Source organism: Paenibacillus agaridevorans (assembly GCF_003112455.1).
GTDB classification, from domain to species: Bacteria; Bacillota; Bacilli; order Paenibacillales; family Paenibacillaceae; genus Pristimantibacillus; species Pristimantibacillus agaridevorans.
On the sequence record NZ_BDQX01000077.1, the window covers coordinates 19,418 to 44,299 of the forward strand.

General features: G+C 45.1%; 23 protein-coding genes and 3 pseudogenes. 13 read left to right on the forward strand and 13 right to left on the reverse strand.

Going from position 1 to position 24,882, the window contains the following annotated elements:
• Positions 1–87: 87 nt before the first annotated feature.
• The 5 genes from PAT3040_RS08185 to PAT3040_RS08205 all read right to left on the reverse strand — a co-directional run bounded on the left by PAT3040_RS08185 (position 88) and on the right by PAT3040_RS08205 (position 6,719).
• Positions 88–2,940 carry an S-layer homology domain-containing protein gene (locus PAT3040_RS08185; protein ID WP_108992220.1) on the reverse strand — a complete coding sequence of 951 codons (2,853 nt, stop codon included), beginning with the start codon at positions 2,938–2,940 and terminating at the stop codon, positions 88–90.
• 300 nt (positions 2,941–3,240) lie between these two features.
• Positions 3,241–4,131 carry an alpha/beta fold hydrolase gene (locus tag PAT3040_RS08190; protein ID WP_108992221.1) on the reverse strand — a complete coding sequence of 297 codons (891 nt, stop codon included), beginning with the start codon at positions 4,129–4,131 and terminating at the stop codon, positions 3,241–3,243.
• A gap of 81 nt (positions 4,132–4,212) precedes the next feature.
• Positions 4,213–4,821, reverse strand: coding sequence for a DUF2239 family protein (locus tag PAT3040_RS08195; RefSeq protein ID WP_108992222.1), 609 nt, complete (start codon positions 4,819–4,821; stop codon positions 4,213–4,215).
• A gap of 233 nt (positions 4,822–5,054) precedes the next feature.
• Positions 5,055–6,152, reverse strand: coding sequence for an L-dopachrome tautomerase-related protein (locus PAT3040_RS08200; protein WP_108992223.1), 1,098 nt, complete (start codon positions 6,150–6,152; stop codon positions 5,055–5,057).
• 285 nt (positions 6,153–6,437) lie between these two features.
• Positions 6,438–6,719: a hypothetical protein gene (locus tag PAT3040_RS08205; protein ID WP_063184920.1), complete on the reverse strand. Its 282-nt coding sequence runs from the start codon at positions 6,717–6,719 to the stop codon at positions 6,438–6,440.
• A gap of 191 nt (positions 6,720–6,910) precedes the next feature.
• On the opposite strand from PAT3040_RS08205, the gene PAT3040_RS38505 reads away from it, so the two are divergent.
• The 6 genes and pseudogenes from PAT3040_RS38505 to PAT3040_RS40270 all read left to right on the forward strand — a co-directional run.
• The gene (locus PAT3040_RS38505; protein ID WP_087568447.1) at positions 6,911–7,153 is read left to right on the forward strand and encodes a spore gernimation protein GerQ; all 243 of its coding nucleotides are present in this window, start codon (positions 6,911–6,913) and stop codon (positions 7,151–7,153) included.
• Positions 7,154–7,165: 12 nt separating this feature from the next.
• Positions 7,166–7,552, forward strand: a complete 387-nt coding sequence (locus PAT3040_RS08215) for a spore coat protein (RefSeq protein ID WP_108992224.1) — start codon at positions 7,166–7,168, stop codon at positions 7,550–7,552.
• Complete coding sequence (locus tag PAT3040_RS08220) at positions 7,549–8,685, forward strand: zinc-dependent alcohol dehydrogenase (RefSeq protein WP_108992225.1); 1,137 nt, start codon at positions 7,549–7,551, stop codon at positions 8,683–8,685. The genes PAT3040_RS08215 and PAT3040_RS08220 overlap by 4 nt, the downstream gene beginning before the upstream one ends.
• Positions 8,686–8,716: 31 nt before the next feature.
• A complete protein-coding gene (locus PAT3040_RS08225; RefSeq protein ID WP_087568450.1) occupies positions 8,717–8,920 on the forward strand; it encodes a hypothetical protein in 204 nt (67 codons plus the stop codon).
• A 15-nt stretch (positions 8,921–8,935) separates the two neighbouring features.
• Positions 8,936–9,232, forward strand: coding sequence for a spore coat protein (locus tag PAT3040_RS08230; RefSeq protein WP_087568451.1), 297 nt, complete (start codon positions 8,936–8,938; stop codon positions 9,230–9,232).
• Between the two features lie 289 nt (positions 9,233–9,521).
• Positions 9,522–9,777 (forward strand): annotated as a pseudogene (locus tag PAT3040_RS40270) (DJ-1/PfpI family protein); the annotation flags it as partial.
• A 52-nt stretch (positions 9,778–9,829) separates the two neighbouring features.
• Here PAT3040_RS40270 and PAT3040_RS08240 read toward each other — a convergent pair.
• Positions 9,830–10,624, reverse strand: a complete 795-nt coding sequence (locus PAT3040_RS08240; RefSeq protein WP_181376501.1) for a Cof-type HAD-IIB family hydrolase — start codon at positions 10,622–10,624, stop codon at positions 9,830–9,832.
• Between the two features lie 249 nt (positions 10,625–10,873).
• Between PAT3040_RS08240 and PAT3040_RS08245 the strand changes: the two genes are divergently transcribed.
• Positions 10,874–11,764, forward strand: coding sequence for a hypothetical protein (locus PAT3040_RS08245; RefSeq protein ID WP_108992227.1), 891 nt, complete (start codon positions 10,874–10,876; stop codon positions 11,762–11,764).
• Between the two features lie 214 nt (positions 11,765–11,978).
• Here the strand turns inward: PAT3040_RS08245 and PAT3040_RS08250 are convergent, their stop codons facing one another.
• From PAT3040_RS08250 to PAT3040_RS08285, 7 genes are all read right to left on the reverse strand, one after another.
• On the reverse strand, positions 11,979–12,302 hold the full coding sequence (locus tag PAT3040_RS08250) for a DUF2834 domain-containing protein (protein WP_087568454.1): 324 nt from the start codon (positions 12,300–12,302) through the stop codon (positions 11,979–11,981).
• A gap of 276 nt (positions 12,303–12,578) precedes the next feature.
• A complete protein-coding gene (locus PAT3040_RS08260) occupies positions 12,579–13,145 on the reverse strand; it encodes an Imm44 family immunity protein (RefSeq protein ID WP_108992229.1) in 567 nt (188 codons plus the stop codon).
• A gap of 357 nt (positions 13,146–13,502) precedes the next feature.
• A complete protein-coding gene (locus PAT3040_RS08265; RefSeq protein ID WP_108992230.1) occupies positions 13,503–13,811 on the reverse strand; it encodes a VOC family protein in 309 nt (102 codons plus the stop codon).
• A gap of 7 nt (positions 13,812–13,818) precedes the next feature.
• Positions 13,819–14,205: a VOC family protein gene (locus PAT3040_RS08270; protein WP_108992231.1), complete on the reverse strand. Its 387-nt coding sequence runs from the start codon at positions 14,203–14,205 to the stop codon at positions 13,819–13,821.
• Positions 14,206–14,894: 689 nt separating this feature from the next.
• Complete coding sequence (locus PAT3040_RS08275) at positions 14,895–15,905, reverse strand: NADP-dependent oxidoreductase (RefSeq protein ID WP_108992232.1); 1,011 nt, start codon at positions 15,903–15,905, stop codon at positions 14,895–14,897.
• 90 nt (positions 15,906–15,995) lie between these two features.
• Positions 15,996–16,316 (reverse strand): ArsR/SmtB family transcription factor, encoded by a 321-nt coding sequence (locus tag PAT3040_RS08280; protein WP_108992233.1) that lies wholly within the window; start codon positions 16,314–16,316, stop codon positions 15,996–15,998.
• A gap of 372 nt (positions 16,317–16,688) precedes the next feature.
• On the reverse strand, positions 16,689–17,375 hold the full coding sequence (locus PAT3040_RS08285) for a TetR/AcrR family transcriptional regulator (RefSeq protein ID WP_108992234.1): 687 nt from the start codon (positions 17,373–17,375) through the stop codon (positions 16,689–16,691).
• A gap of 128 nt (positions 17,376–17,503) precedes the next feature.
• Between PAT3040_RS08285 and PAT3040_RS08290 the strand changes: the two genes are divergently transcribed.
• The 6 genes and pseudogenes from PAT3040_RS08290 (at position 17,504) to PAT3040_RS08315 (ending at position 24,874) form a co-directional block, all read left to right on the forward strand.
• Positions 17,504–18,856 (forward strand): MATE family efflux transporter, encoded by a 1,353-nt coding sequence (locus PAT3040_RS08290; protein ID WP_108992235.1) that lies wholly within the window; start codon positions 17,504–17,506, stop codon positions 18,854–18,856.
• Between the two features lie 94 nt (positions 18,857–18,950).
• Positions 18,951–19,202, forward strand: a pseudogene (locus PAT3040_RS08295) (helix-turn-helix domain-containing protein); the annotation flags it as partial.
• A gap of 526 nt (positions 19,203–19,728) precedes the next feature.
• Positions 19,729–19,971: pseudogene (locus PAT3040_RS08300) on the forward strand (DUF418 domain-containing protein); the annotation flags it as partial.
• 322 nt (positions 19,972–20,293) lie between these two features.
• Positions 20,294–21,385: a beta-galactosidase BglB gene (gene bglB / locus PAT3040_RS08305; protein ID WP_108992238.1), complete on the forward strand. Its 1,092-nt coding sequence runs from the start codon at positions 20,294–20,296 to the stop codon at positions 21,383–21,385.
• Positions 21,386–21,586: 201 nt separating this feature from the next.
• Complete coding sequence (locus tag PAT3040_RS08310; RefSeq protein WP_219930257.1) at positions 21,587–23,740, forward strand: AraC family transcriptional regulator; 2,154 nt, start codon at positions 21,587–21,589, stop codon at positions 23,738–23,740.
• Between the two features lie 282 nt (positions 23,741–24,022).
• A complete protein-coding gene (locus PAT3040_RS08315) occupies positions 24,023–24,874 on the forward strand; it encodes an ABC transporter permease (RefSeq protein ID WP_108992244.1) in 852 nt (283 codons plus the stop codon).
• The last annotated feature ends 8 nt before the right edge of the window (positions 24,875–24,882 follow it).

Genomic DNA, 24,882 nt, shown 5'->3' on the forward strand with positions numbered 1-24,882 from the left:
TCCTTATCATCCTTAGCGCAAAAAAAGCGAAAAGAGCATGATCCATTGCAAGACCATGCTCTTTCATTTTAGATATAGGGTTACGAATTACTTTAGGTCAATCAGCCTCTTCACAATTACAGCTGCTTCAGCACGTGTTGTCTTGGCCGTTGGCTCAAAACCATTATCCTTACCAACCATGATCCCCTTCAGCACGGTGAAAGCCAGATCATCCTTTATATTGGAGGAGATACTCGCAGCATCTGGGAAATCCTTCAATATTTCATCTGTATTCGCAATCTCGAAGGCTCCAGGCTGGTTCCTCAATACTCTGCCGATCATTTGGGCCATTTCTTCACGCGTAATCGCGGCGCGAGGATTGAATGCTGTGCTGCTATCAATGATTCCGCTATTCAATCCAGCCTTAACATAAGGAGAGAACCAATCCGAATCGTTCACGTCGATGAACGGCTCCGTTGCCTTAGGCGCTTTCAGATGGAATGTAGTGACGAGCATCTTCAGAAATTCAGCACGAGTCACATCGCCTGTAGGGTTATAGTTCCCTTTGCCATCGCCAACGACGATCCCCTTGGCAGCAGCAACCTGAATCGAACGTTCTGCCCATTTCACCGAACCCATATCGTTGAAATTCACTTTATTCTCGATAACAGCATAGGAGGAGAAGCCATGTAGCACCGTATCAACGGTACCTGTCGCAGGGTTGAAAGTTCCTCCAAAATTACCGATAATCGTTGTTGGTTCGTCTCCTTGTTCAGATGAAGTCTCGCTAACGTTCACTACCGTTAATAGTGCAGTATCCACATTCCCCAAACCTCTTGTTGGTAAAGAAACACCTACTGGATTATTAAAAGTAGAATGCACTCCGTTGTTGTCAGTAAATTCGAAGCTGTGTATATCTGATACAAAATTTGGAGAACCATTAGACGCATTCTTCGGCGCACTCTGCTGCCCGCGATTCAACTCAAATCCGTTTGGAAACTCCTTTGGATTGATGGAAACCTGTGTGCCATTCAACTTGATTGTCACACTCTCGACTCCAGCATCCAGCAGCGTCTTCATAGCCGAGGCATCAAGCGTAATCTCAGAAGATTGAAGGGTAACGTCTTCAAAGTCCAGGACTACCGCAGGTTTGACGGGATTGGCGCCAAGCTTATTTAAGTGTTTGTTCGCCTGATCCACATAATCCTTACTTTCTGCTGCAGCCAAAGCAACGTCAGCAGCACTTACTGTAGCTTTTGCAATATTCCCTTCTACTTGAGAAGTAAATATAACTTTGCCCACTTCATTATATCCTTCATTAACGATACTCATAATAGAGTTCATAATATCTAGCTTCATACCTTCAGGGAGAGTCCTCCATGTTCCGTTACTTAAGGTGTTGTTTAAGTTGTTTATAACATTTTCCAACCCGTTTAACGTTTCCCCCACTTTTGACACTGGCACCACACTCTGAGTGGGATTGGCTTCACGAGCTGCTACGGTGAACGTAAGTTCATAGGCTTTAGATTTACCCGTCATATTCACACCGCGCAGGCTTGCAGTATGAGTTCCATTTTGTCGAAAGGCTAAACTCTTAGTGAAACGATGATGAAAAGCATACCAATGCATATCTTCACGCGCAAAATATTCCGGTTCGCCCCCATCGATGATTAACTCATAACTGGAAGCATCCGGGATCCATGCAGTCCATCCCAGCGTGACGTTTAAGCCCTCCTGATACTCTACTCTAAAATCCAGAGAAGATAAGTTAGCATCACCTGGTAAAGGTGGAGCCAGTGTTGTAAAAGTAAATAGGGTTGGAGCAGATTTTATACCGCCTGGATGAACGGCATAGAGCTTTATCGTATATGAAGTCTGATGAGCCAACGAATTAATGTGTATACTGGTTCCCTTGTCCGAATAAAATCTAGCACCTTCAAAAGCATATTTTTCAGCACCATCAACAGCATCAAAAGTTAGCTTTATACTGTCGTGTGTTAGCATGTCTACCTTTATCGTTTCATGGTCCACTGCTGCTATTGCCGTAGTAAACGTATGGGTAAACTCCTGCGAGGTGCTTGTTCCATTACTTGCAGTCAGCTTATAGGTATAGCTTGTACTCGGCGTTAGCCCTGTAAGCTGATAGGCAGCATCAGTTACAGTCGCCTCCCAGCCATCCCCATTGGATAAGTGATATTCCGTTGCACCTTGAACTTCATCCCATATTAGCGTTGCTGTCCGATGAGTGATATCCTCTGCCTCAAAATTCACTTCAGTAGGCCATACGATCGCCGCTTCCGTTGTGGTGAACGAGATTTCAACAGGCTCAGAAGTTAGTGTAGTACCCACCAATGCATAGATAGACACTGTATAGGTCGTATTACTCGTTAAGTTCTCAATCGTGTATGAACCAGAACCGTCTCGCACATAAGTCGAAAGCTCAGGACCCCAGCTAATGTAATATTCAGAGTGACCCGGATTATCCATCCATTGTACTGTAGCACTCGTCTCGGTTATATCTATGACTTCCACATTAGCAGGTGGTTCTACGCTTGTAAGGGTAGTGAAGTAAAGAGGAGACCAATCCCAATCCCCCTCACCATATTTTAACAAAGCATAGTGTAGTGTTCCAGACTTCAGACCTGTCAGATTATATATGTATCTGTTCTTTTCAGAGTCAAAGAGCAGATCATCAATATCTAGCTCCTCTTCTAAGACTACTTCATCCGTATCATCATAGTTAAAAGGTATTGTTATTTTCAACGAATAACTTTGAACTCCCTCGATTGGTTCCCATTCTAAAGTAGCTGTGGTACCCGTTTCATTGGTGGATATAAAACAATGATCAAGCCCATAACAAGGATCATCCCCAGCGTATGTATGAGACACCATAGCTCCTGGTGAAACAATGAAACTAACTATGATTATAGTGATTAAAAATCTAGAAAACGTTCTTCTCATAATTGCCTCCCATTGGCTGATGTATCCTATTTTGCTACTACTCTATCATGCTGGATTAGCCCCTGTGTGAAAGATAAAGAAATCTTTAAGTTCGCGCTTGCAACACACTTCGAATACGAAGCTGGCGAAAGAACAAAAAAAGGGTCAACAGCGTCAAGTAATGCCTAACACCATGACCCATTTTTTCCACATTGTAAGAATTATCCCAAACCCGAACCGGCTCACGATGTTATCATGAAACCGGCGCTTATTCGATCGTTTCCACATATACGTTCACATGGGGCTACTTTAACAAACGTGTCAGTGGCGACGAGCCGTTCGTTCTATGCCATCGGCGATTACTTTATACAGTTGGTGCGGCAAGTCGTGTCCCATGCCGTCAACCAACATTAGCTCGGCGCCCGGGATTGCAGAAGCCGTGTCCTCGCCACACGCCGGGACGAACAGGGGATCGTCCACCCCATGAATGACAAGCGCTGGTACTTTTATGGTCGCCAGCCGCGGACGACGGTCACCGGAAACAGCGATCGCGGCAATTTGTCGTCCGACACTGCCTGGATCGTAGGCTCGCTGGGCTTCCTCCAGAATGAGTGCCCGATAAGCGTCTTCTTCAAATGGATAGCCAGTGCCTGCGATGCGTTTGGCAAAAGAGAGGTTGTGCGCCAAAAATCCTGCTTCGTCCTCAAAGGGGGTCGGTGCCGGTTTAGTCATCATCGCCATGACATCCGGGGAAGCTTGCGGAAGGGTGGGATTACCGGAACTAGACATAATGGAGGTGAGTGATAAAACCCGTTCAGGGTACGCACTCGCTGCAATCTGGGCGATCATTCCGCCCATCGACCTGCCAACGAAATGTGCCCGGTCAATTGAAAGGGCGTCGAGCAGTCCGATAGCGTCGCCTGCCATGTCATCGAGAGTGTAAGGGATGTCCGTTCGTTGTCCTGACATGAGCGCATTCGCCAGTGCGTCAAAATCCAGCGCCCTATATTGGTTAAAGTGTGTCGAGCAACCTACGTCGCGATTGTCAAAGCGGATTACGCGAAAGCCCCGCTCTACCAATATCTCGCAAAACGGAACCGTCCATCGAATCATCTGGGTTCCAAGCCCGGAGATGAGGATGATAGCCTCGTCATTTTCGTTACCGAAACTGTCATAAGCCAAATCAACTCCGTTGACTTTCACAATATTCATGATCATGTTCTCCTCCAATTAATTCGGTATCGGAAGTTCTGCCATAGGCAGAAGGCGCGAATCTTCGATCGCTTTCATTCACTAATGCTCTTTAGAGAACGCATTAGCGGCTAATCTTTTGACATGGTTTCTGATATCAGGCGCCCAGTCATCGATGAAGTCGTGAAAACGATCCAAATCACCAGCATACAGTGCCCGTAGAGCTTCTTCGTATTGATGGAAGTTCCCGGCCATAGCTGTCATAAAGTTATGTGTTGCTTCTTGTGACTCTCGGATATTGCTCTGTTTATCCCCAGCTCGGCGAGCCTCATCAATGAGTTTTCGTAAGGTTACCGACGCCCCTCCAGGTTGACTCTTGAGCCATTCCCAATGCCGTGGCAATAACGTAACCTCACCGGAAACAACCCCCAGCTTGGGTCGACCGACCCGCCGCGTAGGCTGGTCATTCATTTCCGTACCGGGTAAGTCATCAAACTGTTCTCCTAATCGTTTGAGCACATCATCTGTCTTTCCGCGAAAATCAACATCTATCGGCTTCCCCGTGGAATCGTCAAATAAAAGCAGCTGTGTGAGGTCTCCGTCATCCAGAGCATCCTTCACTGTAGTAACAACGTGCTGTAACGAACCACTGGCGACGACTCGCACGCCTAAAAATGCCGTGCAGTAAAAACGCGTTAGAGCATTATTCATGCTGACCTCCTCTATGAATGTCTCGCCAAATTATACCCGGATAAAAATAAAAAATCAATATTACCCGGGTAAAATGTATTTTCTCATCCGTTATGGAGGGAAATATTCATTGACCTTACGCCTCCCGTTAAGCTGAACAGGCTGCCGAGCGGCAGCCTCCAAATTCTTAATAACTATAAAGTCATAAAATACATTTTTTATTCAAATAGAGTCAACTTTGTAAAGCGAAATATTTACCAAAAGGTAGGGGCAGGTGGTTCGTCTATTTTCATACGGAGTAAACTATAAGGCTTCTGCCGCAGGTCATCTCCATAATGAAATCTTGCCTGCCGATGTAATTGGTTCACGATGAAATATAAGTATTGATCTGGACCAATAGAAAAAGTATCCGGCCATAAAATTCTCGGATCATGTGCGATGGTTTCCATTATTCCATTCGGCAATATCTTACGAATACTATTGTTTTCATAGTCTCCAGCGTAAACGTTTCCTTTTGCATCGGTGATCATTCCATCTGAAGCACCTTTTTCTCCCCAATACTTCACGTGAGATAGTAAATTCATATCCGGTATCGTTCGGTCTCTTAGGGCATCCGTTGAAATCGAGTACAGATGACGACTGGAGAGAGGACAAAAATACAATATTTTGCCGTCCGGGGAAATCGCTATACCATCGGATGCCAATCTAAATGGTGAAGCAGATCCATCTTTGTTTCGATTCATCAGGATTTTACCTTCGACTTTCGGTAAGAAAAAGCGATCGGGTGAAGTTGAATTTGCCCCGTTTAACCGTCTCCAGGCATAACCGGTTTCTAAATCAACGACAATAATGGCTCCTGGTCCTCGGGAAGACGAATCCGTTATATACGCATAACCTGCTTTACCAACACGAAAGTCAACTCGGACATCATTCAGATAAGTGGTTGGAAGGACAACATCCTCCGTAAATGTATATACCCTTCTTATGGTATTTGAATTTAAATCTACAGCGACTAACTTCGCCCCCCCTTTGATGGGTTCCGAGAAATTAGGAGCCCCCGTATCCAGTACCCAAAGCGTTCCCTTTCCATCCGCAACGACACTTTGGACACTAACGAAGGACGTTGTGATATTCGATGGGCTTACCACATTGGCGTCTAAACTAGGATAAGGCTGCAATGTGCCGCTAACGATTTCAGCCACCGTAAATTTAACGTCGTCTCCCCATTTCGGAAAGCAAATAAAAATGCGCCCCGTTTCAGAAACAGTAACACCTGTAGGCATAGCTCCGTAAAATAAAAAAACCGCCTCAAACTTACCGAAATACTTTTCACTCGGTAACATCACTTGTATAAATCCTCCTCAACAGGTTCGAACTGCTATCACCTATTTATATGACTGAATGTGGTTCAAGTGCCTGGATTATAAATAATTTTACAGGATCCCCGCAAGTTCGTGCCTATGTCGGACAACGAGTAAACGGTGATGTGTTTCAGTGCAGTCGACCATCGAGCAGTCGCAAAATTATATTGAAGAAGCCTTCAAAACCACTATTAAAGTGGAATTGAAGGCTCCTTTTTGTTAGCCTTGACCATTTAAATGGGGGCAAAAAACCAAAAACGACTTTTGGGACTGCCTCTATTGTTGGTCCGGCAGACGTAATGCGTTTGCCGAAGTTTGCGCTTGATCTAGAAATTCCTCTGCTTGGGTCAATTGCTGCCGGGCCGTCTCCAAAGCTTGTGAATTTGTTGCCGCATTAGATTCACTTATCGAGCTTATCGCCTGATTTAAAGCTGTTTGCGCCTCAGAAACCGCGTTGGATGCATGCTGCTCCAGCGTATTGCCGCTCGAGTGAAGTGTGCCTTCTGCCGGTTTTCTTGCATTTTCGGTCGCTAGATCAATTTTGTTTTCATTGGGCAAGATGATTCCTCCTTCCTAGAGCAAAGATTAATAACTTAAACAGAAATAAGTATGCGGTTGAGATTTTGTTTATATTCTTGCGACTGCATGGGAATATTCGGACCCCACATTTCCGGAAATCATTTCAGAATAGGGTTCCAATGCGTTGGAAAGTCTAACGTTGATAAATGAAAGGAAGGGATAATTCCTCAATGAATATGTCAACTCTAGCGCCACACGAATCGATGGAACTACATGAAGCGCTAAACTTCAAAACGCTCTGCCTCGCTAAGTCAAAACTTATGCAAGGCTTGGTTTTTGACCAAGAGCTCAAAGCGTTGATGCAGAAGGACGTCATATTATCCACGCAACAGATCGCCGAGCTCCAGGCCATCTACGCAAGAGCTCCATTCCAAGCGCCTGTTCCGAATAGCCCAACACCTATTACTCATTAAAGGGGAGCGCCCATGAACACCGATTATTTAGACCCGATTAATTCATTAAATATGCCAGAGATGGCAGATATGACATTTGCAATGGACTTCCTTATTCGGGCCAAGGAAGGCGTGCGAAATTTATCCATCGCCCTGACGGAAACGGCTTCTCCCGATGTAAGAGCGCTGCTGCGCAATCATCTTATGCAGGGGATTGCACTGCACCAAGAAATCACGGAGCTTATGATTCGCAAAAAATGGTTCCATCCTTACGAGCTGAACGAACAGTACCAACTCGATCAGCTTTCAGCGAAAAATACGGTGATGATCGGGCAGATGAATTTGTTCCCGGATGATACGTCGCGTAAAGGGATGTTTGATCGGACCCCAGATGAACATATTGGAGGACATAATGCATGAAGGCGGTAACGTATCAGGGGATTAAAAATGTCGTGGTCAAAGAGGTACCGGATCCGAAGATTGAGAAACCGGACGATATGATCGTAAGAGTCACCAGTTCCGCCATTTGCGGTTCGGACCTTCACCTAATTCACGGGATGATCCCTAACCTTCAGGAAAACTATGTCATCGGGCATGAACCGATGGGGATTGTTGAAGAAGTAGGCCCTGGAGTGACCAAGGTAAAGAAAGGCGACAGGGTGATCATCCCTTTCAACATCGCTTGCGGAGAATGTTTTTATTGTAAGAATCAGCTGGAAAGCCAATGCGACAATTCGAACGAACATGGGGATATGGGTGCATATTTCGGCTACTCCGGAACAACCGGTGGTTACCCTGGCGGGCAAGCCGAGTATTTACGAGTTCCGTTTGCTAATTTCACCCACTTCAAGATTCCAGAAAACTGCGAGCAACCAGACGAAAAGCTAAGCTTGATCGCCGATGCCATGACGACGGCATTCTGGAGCGTAGATAACGCCGGCGTCAAGAATGGAGATACGGTCATCGTGCTCGGCTGCGGTCCGGTCGGACTTCTGGCCCAGAAATTCTGCTGGCTGAAGGGAGCAAAGAGGGTCATCGCCGTCGACTATGTCGATTATCGCTTACAGCATGCGAAACGAACAAACAATGTGGAAATCGTAAACTTCGAACAGGATAAAAATATTGGCAACAATCTCAAGGAAATGACCAAAGGCGGCGCCGATGTCGTGATTGATGCGGTAGGAATGGACGGCAAGATGAGCGATCTCGAATTTCTAGCCAGCGGTTTGAAACTGCAAGGCGGCACCATGAGCGCATTTATCATTGCGTCTCAGGCTGTCCGCAAAGGCGGGACCATCCAAGTCACTGGGGTATACGGCGGACGCTATAACGGATTCCCGCTCGGCGACATCATGCAGCGCAACGTGAATATCCGTTCCGGACAAGCTCCGGTCATTCACTACATGCCGTATATGTATGAGCTGGTTACGTCAGGCAAAGTAGACCCTGGAGACATTGTTACGCACGTCATTCCGCTCGGCGATGCCAAGCGCGGCTATGAAGTGTTCGATACGAAAACGGACGATTGCATCAAAGTCATCTTAAAGCCCTGAATATGGGTAAATACAGGGGAGGACAATCCGAATGAATTCCAATTACGCTTTGCATGAGATGCTGGAGGTTCATGAGATGGCTGCGTTCAAGACCGTTTGCATGACCAAATCCAAAACCATGCAAGCTCTGGTAACCGACCCGGAGCTCAAGCAAATTTTGCAGCAAGATGTGCAATTATCACAGCAGCAGCTTCAGGAGCTTGGTGGAGTGCTGTCTAAAGTGACTCTAACTTAAAAGGAGGATAGAAACATGAATACCCTACTAGAACACATGACAGGGCTTCATACGCTGACCGACGACGTGATCGCAATGGATTTTTTGATGAACGCCAAGAGCGGAGTCAGAAACTACGCCATGGCCGTAACCGAATGTGCCACCCCCGAAATCAAGCAAATTTTGATGAAACAGCTCGACGAAGCTATAGACTCCCATGAAAAGATAACAAACTACATGATGCAGCGGGGCCAATACCATCCCTACCATATTCCGGAGCAAATTCAGCTTGATCTAAAAAATATTCAGACCGCTATGAACATTCCGTCTTAGTTTTTGCTTAAATAAACAAAGCTTAATTCAATAAGGCCACCGAAGTAATCGGCGGCCTTATTATCGATGATTTAACTATCGTGTCCCTGAGCTCTCCAGCCCCGCGTCAAGGGATAAAAAAACGAAGACATCTGCTTGAATTTGCAAAGAGGGGATGCCTCTTTGATTTTTAGAGGTTCCGCTAGGAAGAGAAGATCGTTTTTGTCGTCGTCATAGGGGGACAGGCGCGGTCGGGTTTGTCAATACGATGAATGCCGGAATGTCGGTTTACGATAAACCAATGAAGAACAGCGGCAACAGCGCGAAACAGTTGTTCTTGCACCACGAAGCGGCGGATCGGTTTGCAATGGATCCCGCTTTCGAGGATTTGGCCGAACAGGAGGATATCCACACGGCGAAATTCGCCGCCAAGCGGCTCGAATATCGCGCCACTGACCACTTGGTGCTGAAAGGAAGCCCCTTCTCTTTTGAAGCGTATGACATACCGATTTTGCATCGGCGTCCTTTCCTTGCTCATCACTTTTTGCATCCGTCCGCAGATATAAGCGCATCGAGGTAGTGCTGTGTCCCGTTAGGTGAATCATTATCAGCAATTGATTACACCACAAATTTCTCAAGAGCAACAGCAACACCATCGTTATCATTTGATTCGGTAATGTGTTTTGCACAATTTTTTAGCTCAATTATCGCGTTTTCCATAGCGATCGGATATCCGCACTTATGGAATAGTCCTAAATCGTTAAAGTCATCCCCGAATACCATTACATGTTCTGACTTCACCCCGATATCATTAAGTACCCATTGCACGGCTTCTTCCTTTGAGGCTGATTTTTGCATGATTTGAACCAATACTCCTCTATCGGTTGCGATTACATTCACATGGTCGCCGAATTGCTCAATAACGTCCCTCCATCTGCTGTATCCATGAACCAATATTTTGGTTGGGGATAGTGAACTAATGAAATCCTTATCAACAACCGGGGGTTTATGATCATTTGGACGGATACCGAAATGACCGAGTTGCGAGTCGGGAATTGGTGTACACGTATACCATGAGTCATTGACCTCGTATGAAATTATCGATTGAGGTGCATGTAACTCGATGAAATTGTTAATCTGTTGGCTAATCTCCATTGGGATACTAATGTGCCGCTGAGTTTGCTTAGACTTGCATGTTATTAGAGCACCATTGTAATAAACCAAGTAGTCTACAAAAGGAAAATTCTTCACAAATCGATTAGCAGCTCTAGGCGGTCGCGCCGTGGCAACGATAATATGAATTCCAGAATCATAACACCTTTTAACAGTCTGATAATTTCTAGGTGATATGGATTTGTCGTTGCCGAGCAAAGTTCCGTCCAAGTCTAATACAATTGCCTGTATGTCCGACATCTGCATCTCCCCTCACAATTAATTCTTCCAATAATAACCTAGTTTCAAGAGAGATGCTAGATTCACTATTAAATTAATCTCCCGTTACGCCATATTGAAATGCATGTCGGCTTGGGGGTATTTACAGCAGGTAACCTTATAGTGGTAAAATATAGATAAAAATTTTATAGTTATTCATCCTGGCCGCGCCGCGGGGAATCCCCCTTCGCCGCTCAGGGTGCGGGTAGTTTTCTCGGGAGGGCGATGCCAATGAGGGATACTGCTGAGGGTCAGCAGAAGCACGGGCAGCAAGAACATATCGAGACGCTGCCGCTGTTCTCCACTACGGATAAGAACGGACGGATGACTATGCTCCCGCCGGGACGTCGCGTCGGACGCGCGGCTCCGCTGATGCCGTGGCTGCTTACAGCCGCTGTACTGTGGGCGCTGACAGGCTCCGTGCCGTTCGGCGCACTGCTCGGCATGGCGCCAACACCGGCGATTAGCATGGTGCTCGGTCATCCGGTCACAGTTGGGGTCGCCGTTTTGCTGCTGTTCGTGGCAATCAGTATGACCGCTACAGCGTACTCGAGATCGATTGAGCAGTTCGGGCAGACCAGGGTGGCCGGCCTGTTCGCGACGCTATCGGTAACAGGAGGGCTCGCAGCAGTCGCGGGAATCCTCCTGTTCTGGACACTGACAAGCGACCTGTCTCGCCCCTTTGACCTCGAGGCCATAGCGACATCGCAGACGATCCCCCTAGAGCTCGGCGCCGTCGTCGGAGCTAGCTTCGCCCTATGGGCCGCCATTACACTCCTGCGGTTGCCCGGCTCTATCGCCCACGCCCGGCGGCGTCAGGTGGACATCGAGCGGCTCCGCAAGGAGGGTTTGTCATGCATCGGAACGTTGACCGCCTTGAATTTTACTAATAGTTGGCTCTTTAATCTCCCGATTTTCACGGTTGAGGTACATTATATCGTTGACGGTGCTCCTCGTGTCGTCTCAGCATACATGCGCACCAGCGCCGACCGCGTCCCTGTCGTCGGGTCGATACTGATCGTGCTGACCGACGATCGCGGAACCACCCACGTGGAGCTGGACCAAGAGAGCGGAGCGACATTCGAGACGGACGTGGGGAAGTACGCCCCGTCAGACGGTTAATTAGGCGGCCCTGATGCAACACGGTTATAAGGAGTTCAATTCAATACGGAGCTAAAGCTTTTGTTTGCCGTTACTTGTGGAAAGTCTCCCCACGATCCATGCCTCTGTATCCGAGCTTACATTCTTTGCTGCGTCGATGGAACCATGACGTTCAAGAAATGCCGAACATTTTAAACTGATTCGTTTAACCATGTTTCCGTTCCCATTTTTGATGCTATTTTAGAATGTTTTTCTCCAAGTGTAATTGTCGAAGAAACAAAAACAAGGGAAGACCCAGTGAAGGACCTACCAGTAGCGTACCTGCAATCGGCAGCCATAAATATTTCATTCTCTTTCTGGTGCCTTCTAACAGAATGAATCCCATAAGCACGATCGCGGTAACTAAAACATCCATCCATGCAAAAGCTCCGATACGAGTACTGGTTATGGCTTCAAATAGGAGAGATAGATCGAGGCCGTTGCGCACGACCCAGGGGATAAATTGCGAATAGGGCAAGACGAGTCCCAAAAGAGATAATACTCCGTAAAAGTACTTCATTTATAACCCTCCGTTATTTTGAAATTTGTAATTCCAAGAAGCTTGCAAAAGTCCGTTTGCTCCATCTTCGCTGCTGCGCGTGACCGCTCTTCAACCCATGTCCTTCCAGGCTCCGTTCCAAGCCCTCAGCGCGATTTTTAAAAAACTTGCCGCTACTTGTGGTACGGCTCAGCTTAACGGGGCTATCGGCGAAAATGACGAAAGGAGCTGCCGCGGCCAGCTCCTTCGTTGATTTGCTTATAGAGTAGAGGGGCCTCATATCCCCTCACAGCCTTCTTACAACTGATAGGGCGGAGCTTTTCCGGCTACAATATTATCAGGATGAACGTCTGCCTGCTCATAATCATTCATACGGAGAAGGATATACTCAACTTCTTCTAACGGCATTTGCAATTGTTGGCTGACTTCATAAAGTCCCATATTCTGCGTAAGAAGTTCCCGTGCTTGATTTACCTTTCCATCTAGCCAATTGTTTTCCAACATCCAACTTTTTATCTTAGCTAAAAATTGATTTTGCGTTTCCTTATCTGCATACTTCTTATATTTAGCAACAGACTCCGACATATAAGTATAGAGATAAATCCCTAATGCCTCACGTTGTTCATTTTTAGACATCAGTTGATACCGTTCATAGGTAATGCTCATGTCTAACGCTAAAGTATTATCATTGCTATCAAAGCGTCTAAATGTTTTTCGGCCATAACTTTCAGGTAACACACGCCAGACAACAATGATATCATACGGAAACTGCCATGTTTCTGCTACTTCTTCTAATGGTAATAGTTCATCACTCAATTGACCTACACACGTTCCATGTGTGTCTAGATAAAAAGCTAGTTTCATTCATGCCTCCTTCTTGTAGACAATATTAATCTCACCGCCAAATTTGAACTCATTATATACTATCAAAGTTTTAGCAAACATGACATCTAAGAGGTCTGCTACTTATTCCACAGATGATCTTGTTTTCTTAATATGCACAGAAGGCCACCGAAGTAATTGGCGGCCTTGTTATCGGTATTCAACTATCGTTCTCCGTTAGAATGGATTCTTGAGGCATTTTTAGATTTTTTCTATCGGGATGCATAAGTACCTCCCTTTAAAAGCTATTAATTCTAGTTTGCTTCTTAATGAAAGGTTTTATTCTTTATCTTGTATTGTACTACCGTCTCCTATTACCGGAAAACCTGTTGAACTCTTTCAAACATGCACTTTTTGAGCAACATCCCATAAGTATCCGAATGGATCCTTTAATCTTGCTCTTATGTCCCCCCAGAAAGTCTCTTCGGGTTCGATTAGAACCTCGGCATCTCTATTTGTATTTGTCATCTTTTGGATGAGCCTATAAACATCCTCAACATACATATAAAAAATAACTTGTTGAATATGTTCACTAGATGGTCCAAATGTATCCGTATCCTCGTTTTCTTGGCTTAGGGTAAGATTAAGACCTAGTCTAGGATGGTTTGGAATCTCGTCATTCTCAAAAAAATAGAACTTCCTTATCAATCTCCCCTTACTCCATCGGGATTTCATGATATAACTCGATTAAGTTTCCTGCGGGATCTCTGAAGTTCACACTCCTTATCCCATATTGTCTAGAAATCGGCTCCGATAAAAATTTAATTTTTTCTTTCAGCTCCAGAAATGACTTGTCTACATCCTTCACCTGAAACACAAGTACGATACGATCATTAAATTGATCGTTTACAGAATAAGCCTCGTTGATTGCATCAGCCATGGACTTTCTATCAAAAAGAGCTAGCGTGGTATTTCCTGCATTGAAATCAGCATATCTGCCCTCTTCCGTGCCCCATATAGGTTCAAATCCCATTACATCCCGATAAAATATAAAACATTCTTTAAAGCAATCCACTAATATGCGAGTGTGAGTTAGTTCCATTTCAATGTTCCTCCAGACTCATATTTTTATAATAAATGCCCAACACCTTACAATCACCATTATAGTTTCTATGTCAATCTTGTTGATTGTAAAAAACGGACTGACTTCATGTCGTGGTGCTATTGACTCCCGTTAGTTGAATATTCTTATGTGGCCTTCTCCTTCAGGAGTCTTGCCCACATGTAGAATATACGAAATGGAAGCTGCGCCTCCAGAACTGTCCTACGCGATCTCCTTCTCCTTCTCGCGCAACTTCATTCCCACCTCACTTCTGCTTATCCCTCATAAACTCGACGAGACGATCCACGTCATCTGTAATGATGCGTACAGAAGCGAAATTCACAAGATATCCTTCTTCCTAGTAATAGTAGATTGAGCTGTGCCCCCAGCCGTTTCAAAACATACTTTTTACTTATCTCTCTCGTTTACGTTTACATGACCGATTATAAAAGAACGCTACTTACAACATTATGTCAGTAGCGTTCTAGAATTTTTCAGGCTTCCTCACGAATTCGATATCGGAATGAATAATGAAATCTGATCTTTCGCCCATCTAATAGAGCTCGGCGGATCTTATCGAGATTTCCCCTTTCGTTTGACGAAGCAACCTGTTGCCCATGCCTGCCAGCCCCTCTCTTAAACCATCCAATGGCTAAAACAAAGCCTACAACAAGGGAGATTATGGAATATTATGGGTTCGGCGATATGGATATGACTACCTTTCCTTTAGCTCTTCCGCCTTCAAGATATTCCAAGGCTTGTGGTGCTTCCGCAAACTTAAACACCCGATCAATAACAGGAATAATACGCTCTTTTTCCATTAGCTCCTTAATCTTCTTCAGTTGCGCTCCGTCAGGCTTCATAAACAAGAAATGGTAGCGCGTCTGAGTCTTTTTCTCGAGTGCTGTAAGCTTGTGACTGACAAGCGATAAAAGAATGGTCTTCAACCGCCCCAAACGCGCCTCCTTGCCAAATCGGGCATTCGGAAGGCCGGAAACAGACACGATTTTGCCCCCCGGCTTCAATACACGAAATGATTTTTTCAAAACATCACCACCTAAAGTATCCAAAACGGCATCATATCCCTCCAACAGTTGTTCAAAATCATCTTTTCTATAATTGATGATTTGATCGGCCCCCAATGATTTAACCAGATCATAGCCTTTTTCGCCGACTGTAGTCGCTACATATGCCCCCATTGATTTGGCCAACTGAATCGCAAACGTTCCTACGCCTCCGGAACCGGCATGAATGAGAATCTTTTGGCCTTTTTGTAATTTGAGAATATCATGGAAGGCTTGATAAGCGGTCAATCCGACCAGCGGTATGGATGCAGCCTCTTCAAAGCTAAGATTCGTCGGCTTCAGAGAAATGTCATCCTGATGAACTGCTATATACTCCGCTAACGTTCCGATCCTGTTCTTTCGCGGTCTTCCGTATACTTCATCCCCAGGTTTAAATTGATCAACTTTGTCTCCAGCCTTGATAACAACACCGGAAAAATCATTTCCCAAGATTAAAGGCATCTCATAATGCAATAGAAGCTTTAATTTTCCCGCTTTTATTTTATGGTCAATGGGATTCAGACTTGCGGCGCGAATGCCCACCAGCACATCATGTTCACCGAGAACTGGCATCGGACGTTCTTTCAACACTAAGGGGACACTTTTTCCGTATTTCTCAATGACCATCGATTTCATCGACAACACCTCTCCTATGTTCATTGGTTCAAACATATAAACCAAATGACAACAAAGCAAGCAACTATTTTTAACTCTGCTCTTTACCAATCAGGATTGGCTGCATTGAGCTTCAATAGTCGCAATTAATAATTTAAGTTGTTCAAGCGGTTTACGGATCGTCAACACATAATAGTTCTCTACATTCCTTTTGTCATAATCAACAAAGCCTGCCTGCCTTAACACTTTCAAATGGTGAGAGATCGCAGGTCTGGACAATTGGATATGTTCTGCTATCGTATTCACATTAAGTCCGGACTTATGTTGGGCAAGCAGCAGAATAATGGCATGACGTTTTTCGTCTTTTAATGCATCAAGCAGAGGAACATAATTTTTGAATTGTTGTACCATTTGCTCATACTCTTGGTTCATACACGTTATCTCCATCTTTCGTTTATTGGTTTAATCATTTAAACATATGGGGTGGCTGATGTCAAATGAAGATTGAATCAGCAGTCACTGGCACGCGAGTGCAAGATGCTCGGCTGATCGCGTTCGAAGTATCCTAAGAAGCCTCTGAGACCAAAAGTCTCAGAGACTCGCTCCCATGCTTTTTATTTTCTAGACCCCATTTTTCGCCGTCACTTATGGTAAGGTTCTCCTTCAACACCCTAACTGCGAAAAATTTCGCCGTCACTTATGGTACGGTTCGCCGTATCATCTATAGGGCAAACTTTTGCGCGAATAAACTATAAGCCTCATCAAATTCGCCCATCCAATAAACATATGAGCGGTTTTTACATTCTACTTCTCCTGTTCCTTTATCACCTGCTCAATCCCAAGCAGAATCAGCTTCAAGCCGAACTCAAATGCCCCATCTGTCCCCATCAGCTCAAATAGCCCGCTCTTGAACATCTTCCGGAACAGTCCCGCTTCCGTCTCGCTCATAGTGTCCAGAAGGCCAATCATCTCCTCACCCGGTACTGCTCCCGGGTCCTCCTTAAGGATAACGGAGACATTGCGCTCATGCTGATAATCGTCTAGGACGAAATAGTAAACATAGTTCACAAGCGTAGTAATCACTTGTATTTTCTGCTCTTGCTCAAGCGGCGTCGATTCTACGCAGAGCAGCATACGGTTTGTGAACCGGATGATGTCCGGTTCGTGGGGTAGCGTCATCATCATGAGTTGCGTGGAGCAGGGATAACGACTGAGTACACTCCGTACCGTTACCGCAATTCCCATCAGCTGCTCCTTCCAGTCCCCCTCGGAGTAGAACTCCTCCAGAATCGTTTTCGATACCTGGTTGGCCAGACGCTGGTAGAGATTCTGCTTGCTCTTGAAGTACCAGTACAGGGAGGGAGCCTGAATTCCAAGCCGGTCGGCTAATCGTCTCAAGCTGAATTTCTCAATGCCATCCTCTCCCAGGAGCTCCCACGAGGTTTCCAAAATCTTATTCTCCGAAATCTGTGGTTGCTGCTTCTTCTTCATCGTTATCCTCCCTTCTATCTAACAGTGCAAGTTTACTCTTTACATGTTCATAAGCTCATGATATCATCTAACACTGTAAGGTTCAAACTAACACTGTTAGATGAAAATTAAAGAAAGTGGTGACCCACATGGATGCAGAAAACCTCCATTACTTTGAAAAAGCACCAGTAGCAAAAGCTGTCGCACACTTCGCTGTACCGATGATGCTAGGTACGTCAATGAGTGTCATATATTCCATCTTGAATGCCTACTTCCTTGGTACACTTGGCAATACAGCCATGTTAACCGCACTCGCACTAACCTTACCGTTATTCGCAGCCATTATGGCGTTAGGTAACTGGATTGGCATGGGTAGCGGTACATTCATCTCCCGTTTGCTAGGAGAGAAAAGATACGATGATGTAAAGCATGTGTCTTCATTCGCCTTTTACAGTAGTTTAGTCCTCGGGCTTATCGTGATGGCCGTCGGCCTTCCGTTGATTGATCCAATCGTTCATAGTTTGGGGGCAACGTATGACTCCTTCGGATTCACGAAGGACTTTGTCACAATTATGCTTATAGGTTCACCATTCGTCGTATTATTCTTTACGCTGGAGAATATCGTCCGCTCGGAGGATGCAGCCATCACATCAATGGTCGGTATGATTCTCAGTGTTGTGGTTAATATTATTCTCGATGCAATAGTCATCTTCGTCTTCCATTGGGACGTAATCGGGGTTGCGTCTGCTACGGTCATTTCTAACTTGGTTGCGAGTGTATTCTTTGCCTTTCACATTGGGAATAAGAGCAAATTTTTATCTATCTCCGTAAAATGGTTTAAGGCTTCCAAGGAGATTCTAAGCAATGTATTCAAAATCGGCGTCCCTGTCTTTATTATGAGTATCTTCTTGGGTGCTATGTCACTCATCTTAAACCACTATCTTATTGAATATGGGGATTCGGCTGTAGCGGCTTACGGGATATCCTCACGTTTACTGCAATTTCCTGAGTTTATTCTAATGGGCTTATGCGAGGGAGTCGTGCCGTTGATTGCTTTTTCTTTTACAGCTAATAAGTTACGCATGAAGCATACAATTGGTTTTACAATCAAAGCAATTGTTGCGTTAGCAGTCGTATTCGGCGTCATCGTCTATCTGGTCTCCGACCACTTGATTGGTTTATTCACGAATGACCCGCAATTAATCCAGATGGGGAGCTACGTTCTACATGTGACATTCTTATCCTTGTTCGTTACAGGAATGACTACGCTTTTTATAGGAATCTTCCAAGCAACAGCTCAAGGAACCGCCGCGTTTGTTATGTCTGTTATACAAGGAATTACTCTGATTCCTGTACTTTATATAGCCAACCGGATGAACGGCTTTCACGGGGTAGTTTGGTCACTCGTCATTGCGGATGTTGTTGCATTCCTTGTTGGGGCCATCATTCTGTATGTTCTGAGGAACAAATTGCAGCCTGATTTGGATAATTTAGTACACTAGAAAACATATAACACATATGAAAGCAGGATACGGGTTCCCCCAATCCTGCTTTTTTAGATACATAGACGGGGAATAGGCGGTTGCCAAGCAATTCGGCATTACCCTGCCCTACCTGAGCGCCATCTTCAAAAAAGCAAAAAACCTTCCTCCGACCGAATTTATCGCACGATTGCGGATCGAGAAAGTGATGGAATTACTTCGCCACACCCCGCCGCTCACGCTGAAAGAAATCGGCAACGCGGTCGGATACGAGGACCCCTATTATTTGAGCCGGGTATTCAAGTCCATGACCGGCACGAGTCCGTCCGAGTACCGCAACCGCGCGGACGACGAAATCGGGAAGTAACAGCATATACGCATTAGACTCCTTAGTCCGCTATGAAGAGTTCCGCTTCCTATCCTATAATTCCGCTCTACTTGTGATACGGTTCAGCTTAACGGGTCTATCGGCGAAAATTAAGAAAGAAGCAGCCAAGGATGCTCCTCTAGTTGCTTTAATATAGACCGTAAACGCTGTGCCGGGCATCATAGGCTATTTTGATCATTCCGCCAGATCTCCAGTTTAACTGTAGTCGAGATCCATGCTTTCCTTATTCTTGTTCTACAACATCCCGCTATTCAACCTGTTATGTACATGAAAAGTTACAAGGAGCTCCGTAAGTGTAAACCGCTCACGAATCATTCGTGTCAGCTCATAACCGGACATTTGCGCAAAGGGTTTAAAGCCATTACGAACCATTTAAACGGGGAGTTTTATCGGGATCGTCTTTTGACACCGAATGACTTCATTCCTAACGGGCAAGACGCAATTATGCCGGAGATGACGGGTTATGTACAGGTATGTCCCTACTAGCTGGAGCTCTACAGAAAGCGGACAAACGGCTTTAATTTTGATAGCAGGCAAGCTATTCAACTTGACAGCGAATTTAACATATATTCAAACATTTTACTTGTGTGCAGCCATTTACGTCGTTCAATTTATTTTTAGTGCTGTATGGCTGAGAATATTTAAAATGGGACCGTTTGAGTGGGCATGGCGTATTTTCACGTATTGGAAAGTCACTCGATTTTTGAAAAACTCCGATACTATGATCGAACGAGCGGGTTTCGAGTGAATAGAGCTGGTCACCAGCACTATAGTGATATTGCTCGTGAACGAGCTGTTTGCCCACCCAGCAAAAGAAGCTGTCCCAGTCATTCATGACTTTGGGACAGCTTCTTTTGGTATGCCCCCTTTTTCTACTACTCAATATAACTATCTTTTCGACAAGCTATTTGTATAGAGTAAGCCGCTCAACGCTAGAATATACGAGGCTTTTGGAGGATTGTGCATAATCGGAAATCTGTTTATTGCGCTTTGGGAGCATCTCACATACGCTTGCTTATATTTGTTTGTCATATGGGTTCAATACAAAAGGGTAAGGAGAGTACATGATCATGTTAGAAGCGCAAGAGACGAAAGAAGCCAGTTATAATAGAATTGAGCGTGTCATTGAGCAGATGAAGGAATTACGCGGGGGGACCGTTCAAGAGAGCTGTCCTATTGGCATTATTTCCATGGAGAACTGGGAATGGCCGCAAGGCGTCGGTTTATTTTCACTGTATTTGTACTATAAAGAAACGGGAAAAAGAGAGATTTTAGAGTATCTCATTGAGTGGTATGATCGGCGGATTCAAGAGGGGCTGCCAGAGAAAAATATTAATACGATGTGTCCGATGCTTACGCTTACTTATGTATACGAGGAAACTGGAAGAGCTGATTATTTAGCGCTTTGCAAGGAATGGGTGGAATATGCGATGAACGAGCTGCCCCGTACAGAAGAAAACGGCTTCCAGCATGTTGGGACCGGGCATCTAAATGAAGGACAGTTATGGGACGATACTTTATACATGACCGTATTATTTGTTTGCCGCATGGGTCAGATCGATAAGCGAGACGATTACATTCAAGAAAGTATACGGCAATTTCTGGTGCATCTAAAATATTTGACCGATCCAGTAACGGGCTTGTTCTTCCATGGATGGACGTTTGTAGATAAGCATCATTATTCTCGGGCACTGTGGGGAAGAGGCAATGCGTGGTACACGGCGGGCTTGGTTGATTATTTGGAGATGGCGGAGCTGCCGCAAGGTGTTCAGTGGTTTCTGCTTTCCTCGCTGGAACGTCAAATCCAGAAGCTGCAGGACGTTCAAGCGAAGTCAGGCATGTGGCATACGCTGCTTGATGATCCAGCCTCATATGAGGAAACCTCTGCCACAGCCGGTTTTGCGTATGGGATTCTTAAGGCCATTCGCAAAAATATGCTGCCTGCTGCATACAAGCCAGTCGCGGTAAAGGCCTATAAAGCGGTTTTGCGCCAAATTGACGAGCAGGGTGTCGTTCATGGCGTCTCTTATGGCACAGGGCTGGGGAGATCCTTGCAGGTTTACCGAGACATTCCTATTACGCCTATGGCATACGGCCAATCGATGGTGCTGCTCATGCTTGTGGAAAGCTTAAAGCATGATGAGCTATCAGGTGAGGGTTAAGCGGGAATTTGATTAACGAATGCACACACTGGCAGGAGAAACATAGCATCGAACAACGGAGAGAAGGGGCCGCAAATGAAAAGAACATGGTATACGAAGCTATTGTTTTCCTATTTGCCAGTGTTTTTTATAGTCATTTCTTTATTGGTAACGATTTTTGTTTTTAGTGTAGCGGAAATTACGAAAAGTGCGGCTAAGGCGATGGATCAAGGCTCGGCGCAGCATGTGTTGCAGATGGTGGATAATGCTTTGGACAATACAGAGTATCAATTTCTGCGTATGCTGGATTCCAATTTGACAAGCAGTCGGGAGCTGCAGAGCTTTTTTACAGCCTCTAAGGATGATGTGCTGAAATCGACAGTTGTGCCAGCAAAAAGATTGACCGATTTCGCAGTTGAAAACGCTTTGATTGATTCAATATATATGGTTCGCTGGTCGGATCATAAAGTCATTAGCAACGACACGTCCACTACACTGGACGAATTTGAAGACAAGTCATTGGTTGAAGCTTATCAAGGTGCAGCGAATTACGGCTCATGGTCAGGCCAGCGCCAATATCGGACATTCAAGAATCAGAATCCAAAAAATGTCGTTTCGCTCGTCCGTCCTTATCCAGTTTTGAACGGCGATCAAGGCCTGGTGGTTATTAATATTAACGTTAATAAAATATTGAATCTGGTTCAAGATATTGCCGGGTCGAAAATTGTATCCGTACAGCTTGCCGACCAGAATAATCAAATCTTTGAGGGGATAACAACTCATTCTGATGCTCCCAATAATACGATGGTTCAGGATACCAACGCCAAGGTCGTTTCAGAAAAGACAGGCTGGCAGCTGCATACAGAAATGCGCGGCAATCGTTATTTGCAATATACATCTATCCTTATGTACATGCTGTGGATTGTTGGGATTGCTGCAGTCATAGGGTCAGCGCTATATATTACTTATATTTCTCGCAAAAATTATAAGCCCATTCTTAAGCTAACGGAGCAAATTGAGCATTATGCGACGAAGAGAGCGAAGCATTTGTTCAATCGAGCGGATAAGGATGAGTTTTCCTATATTGAATCTGCGCTCGACAAAATGATTGAAGAGACAGACGATTTTATACAGCAAAGGGAGGAGCATTTGAAGCATAAAAAGAAGCTAAGTCTCAAGGCGCTGCTGGATGGACAATTTGAAGCGGTAAGCAAGGGTTTGCCGGAGATTGAGCAGTTATTCGGTTGGTCTCTTCGAGCATGCGAGCATACGATTATTGTTGCTGAAATTGATAAATATGCTGACTTTCAGAAGCAATACAGCCGCCGTGATCAGTCCTTGCACAAGTTTGTCATTATGAATGTGTTTAATGAGGTTATGGGTGAGCATCGGCTTGAATCGGAGGGTGATTGGGCGCTTCCGAATCTCTGGGTTGCCGTAGTGAATAAATCTGATCAGAATGAACATGCAATAAGAGAAGCGGTTGAAAAGATTCTAACATGGATAAACGAACAGTTGAACTTTACGATTACCTTTGGAATGGGAGAAGCAGCAGAGCGGGTTGAACATATTCAGCATGCCTATGAAAGGTCTCTAGAAGTATTGCAGTATAAGTCTTCGCTGGGCGGCGGCCGTTTGATCGGGTATTGGGATATGCCTAATCCGGATGACTTGAATCCCGTCGCGAATATGATTCAGGTTCAACAGCTTGCAACTCAGTTTAAACGTCAGGATGCGGAGTGGAGAACGACCTATCATGATCTGATCGGCAAGCTGAAGGAGCAACTGTTAATCAAAGAAGATACATGGTATTTACTGAACTACTTGATCTATCAATTGTCGGCAGATATCTATACGTTAAGCAGTGATTATCGGAAAATATGGGATCAAGAGCTGCTGCCTCGCATACACGCTGTTTTGAATGAAGCAGATACGCTGCAAGAGGTGGAGGAGCAGTTATTTAGTCTAATGGAAAGAGCTGAACAGGAGTTTATGAAATTGCGCAGTGATCGAACCTATTCAGCCACCATGCAGAATGTAAAGCAATTTATTGAGGAGCATCATGCAGATTCCCAATTGTCACTTAATTTTTTGAGCGCCAGTTTCCAGCTTAGTCCGAAATACTTGAGCCACTTGTTCAAAGAAGAGACCGGTGAAAAGTTCGTGGATTACTTGACGGAAGTAAGAATTTCGCATGCTCAAAAATTGCTTCACTCTACTGATCATTCGATTCAAAGTATTGCCGAGCGTGTCGGCTATAATCATGCTTTTTCATTTATCCGTGCTTTTAAGAAGACCATCGGCTTTACGCCAGGCGATTACCGAAAAAGCTTCCAGGAGAATGAACAGCGTACAGTAGATATGAAAATCACATAGGCGGCGAAAATAGTGGATTGGTGCAAGGGGACAGCAGGCTAGCTGTCCCCTTTCTCAGCTATAGCGAGGCTTTCGAATATTGTGCATACAGCGGGAATCATGCGGATTGCGGTTAACAGCAATACGGACGTATAGTGGGAAGCATGATCGATCGACATACCAATCAAAGAAGAGGTGGTTCGCTTGGATACAGCCGAGGAGACCGTGCCCCGTCGTACAGACTGGCAGCAGGAACGCAGGGTCGACCGGAAGAGGCTCAAACAAAACATTCCCTATTTCATCATGTTTGTCCCTGTCATTGTGTTTTTCATCCTTTTTAAATACATGCCGATGGGAGGACTTGTCATCGCCTTCAAGGATTATAACTTTGCGGACGGCGTATTCGGAAGCCCATGGCATGGAATCGGTCAATTCAAGACATTGTTCAGCAATCCACAGACGCTGCAAATTATTCGAAACACGTTTGTGCTCAGTGTGCTTTCACTACTGATCGGCTTTCCATTCCCAGTAATGCTGGCGATCATGCTGAATGAAGCGCGACGAGCTTGGTTTAAGAGGTTGGTGCAGACACTCGTTTATTTGCCGCATTTTTTATCCTGGATCATCGTATCTGGCATGGTCGTTACTATTTTTTCTACGCAAGGCGTTATTAACGATCTGTTTGCAGGCTGGCTTGGAGAACCATTCGCTTTCTTGTATAAGGATGGCTCATGGCTGTCCATTTTTATCGGCTCCGGTATCTGGAAGGGAATGGGCTGGGGAGCGATTATTTATCTGGCAGCGCTTTCTTCCATCGATCCGAGCTTGTATGAAGCGGCTAGTATGGATGGAGCGAGCAAGTGGAGGCAAATCTTTCATATTACGCTGCCAGGGATTGCGCCAACGATCGTCATTGTATTCATCCTATCAGTCGGCAACGTCATGGAGGTTGGATTCGATCAGGTGTATACGTTGCAAAATTCCGCCGTATTCGAAATATCCGAAGTGATCAGCACCTATGCATACAAGATCGGACTGCAGCAGTTGCAATTCAGTCTGACCGCTGCCATGGGATTGTTTGAATCTATAATCGGTCTTGTACTGGTGGTCATGACAAATACTGTAGCTCGCCGTTTCGGTCAAGGCTTGTGGTAAGGAGGGCA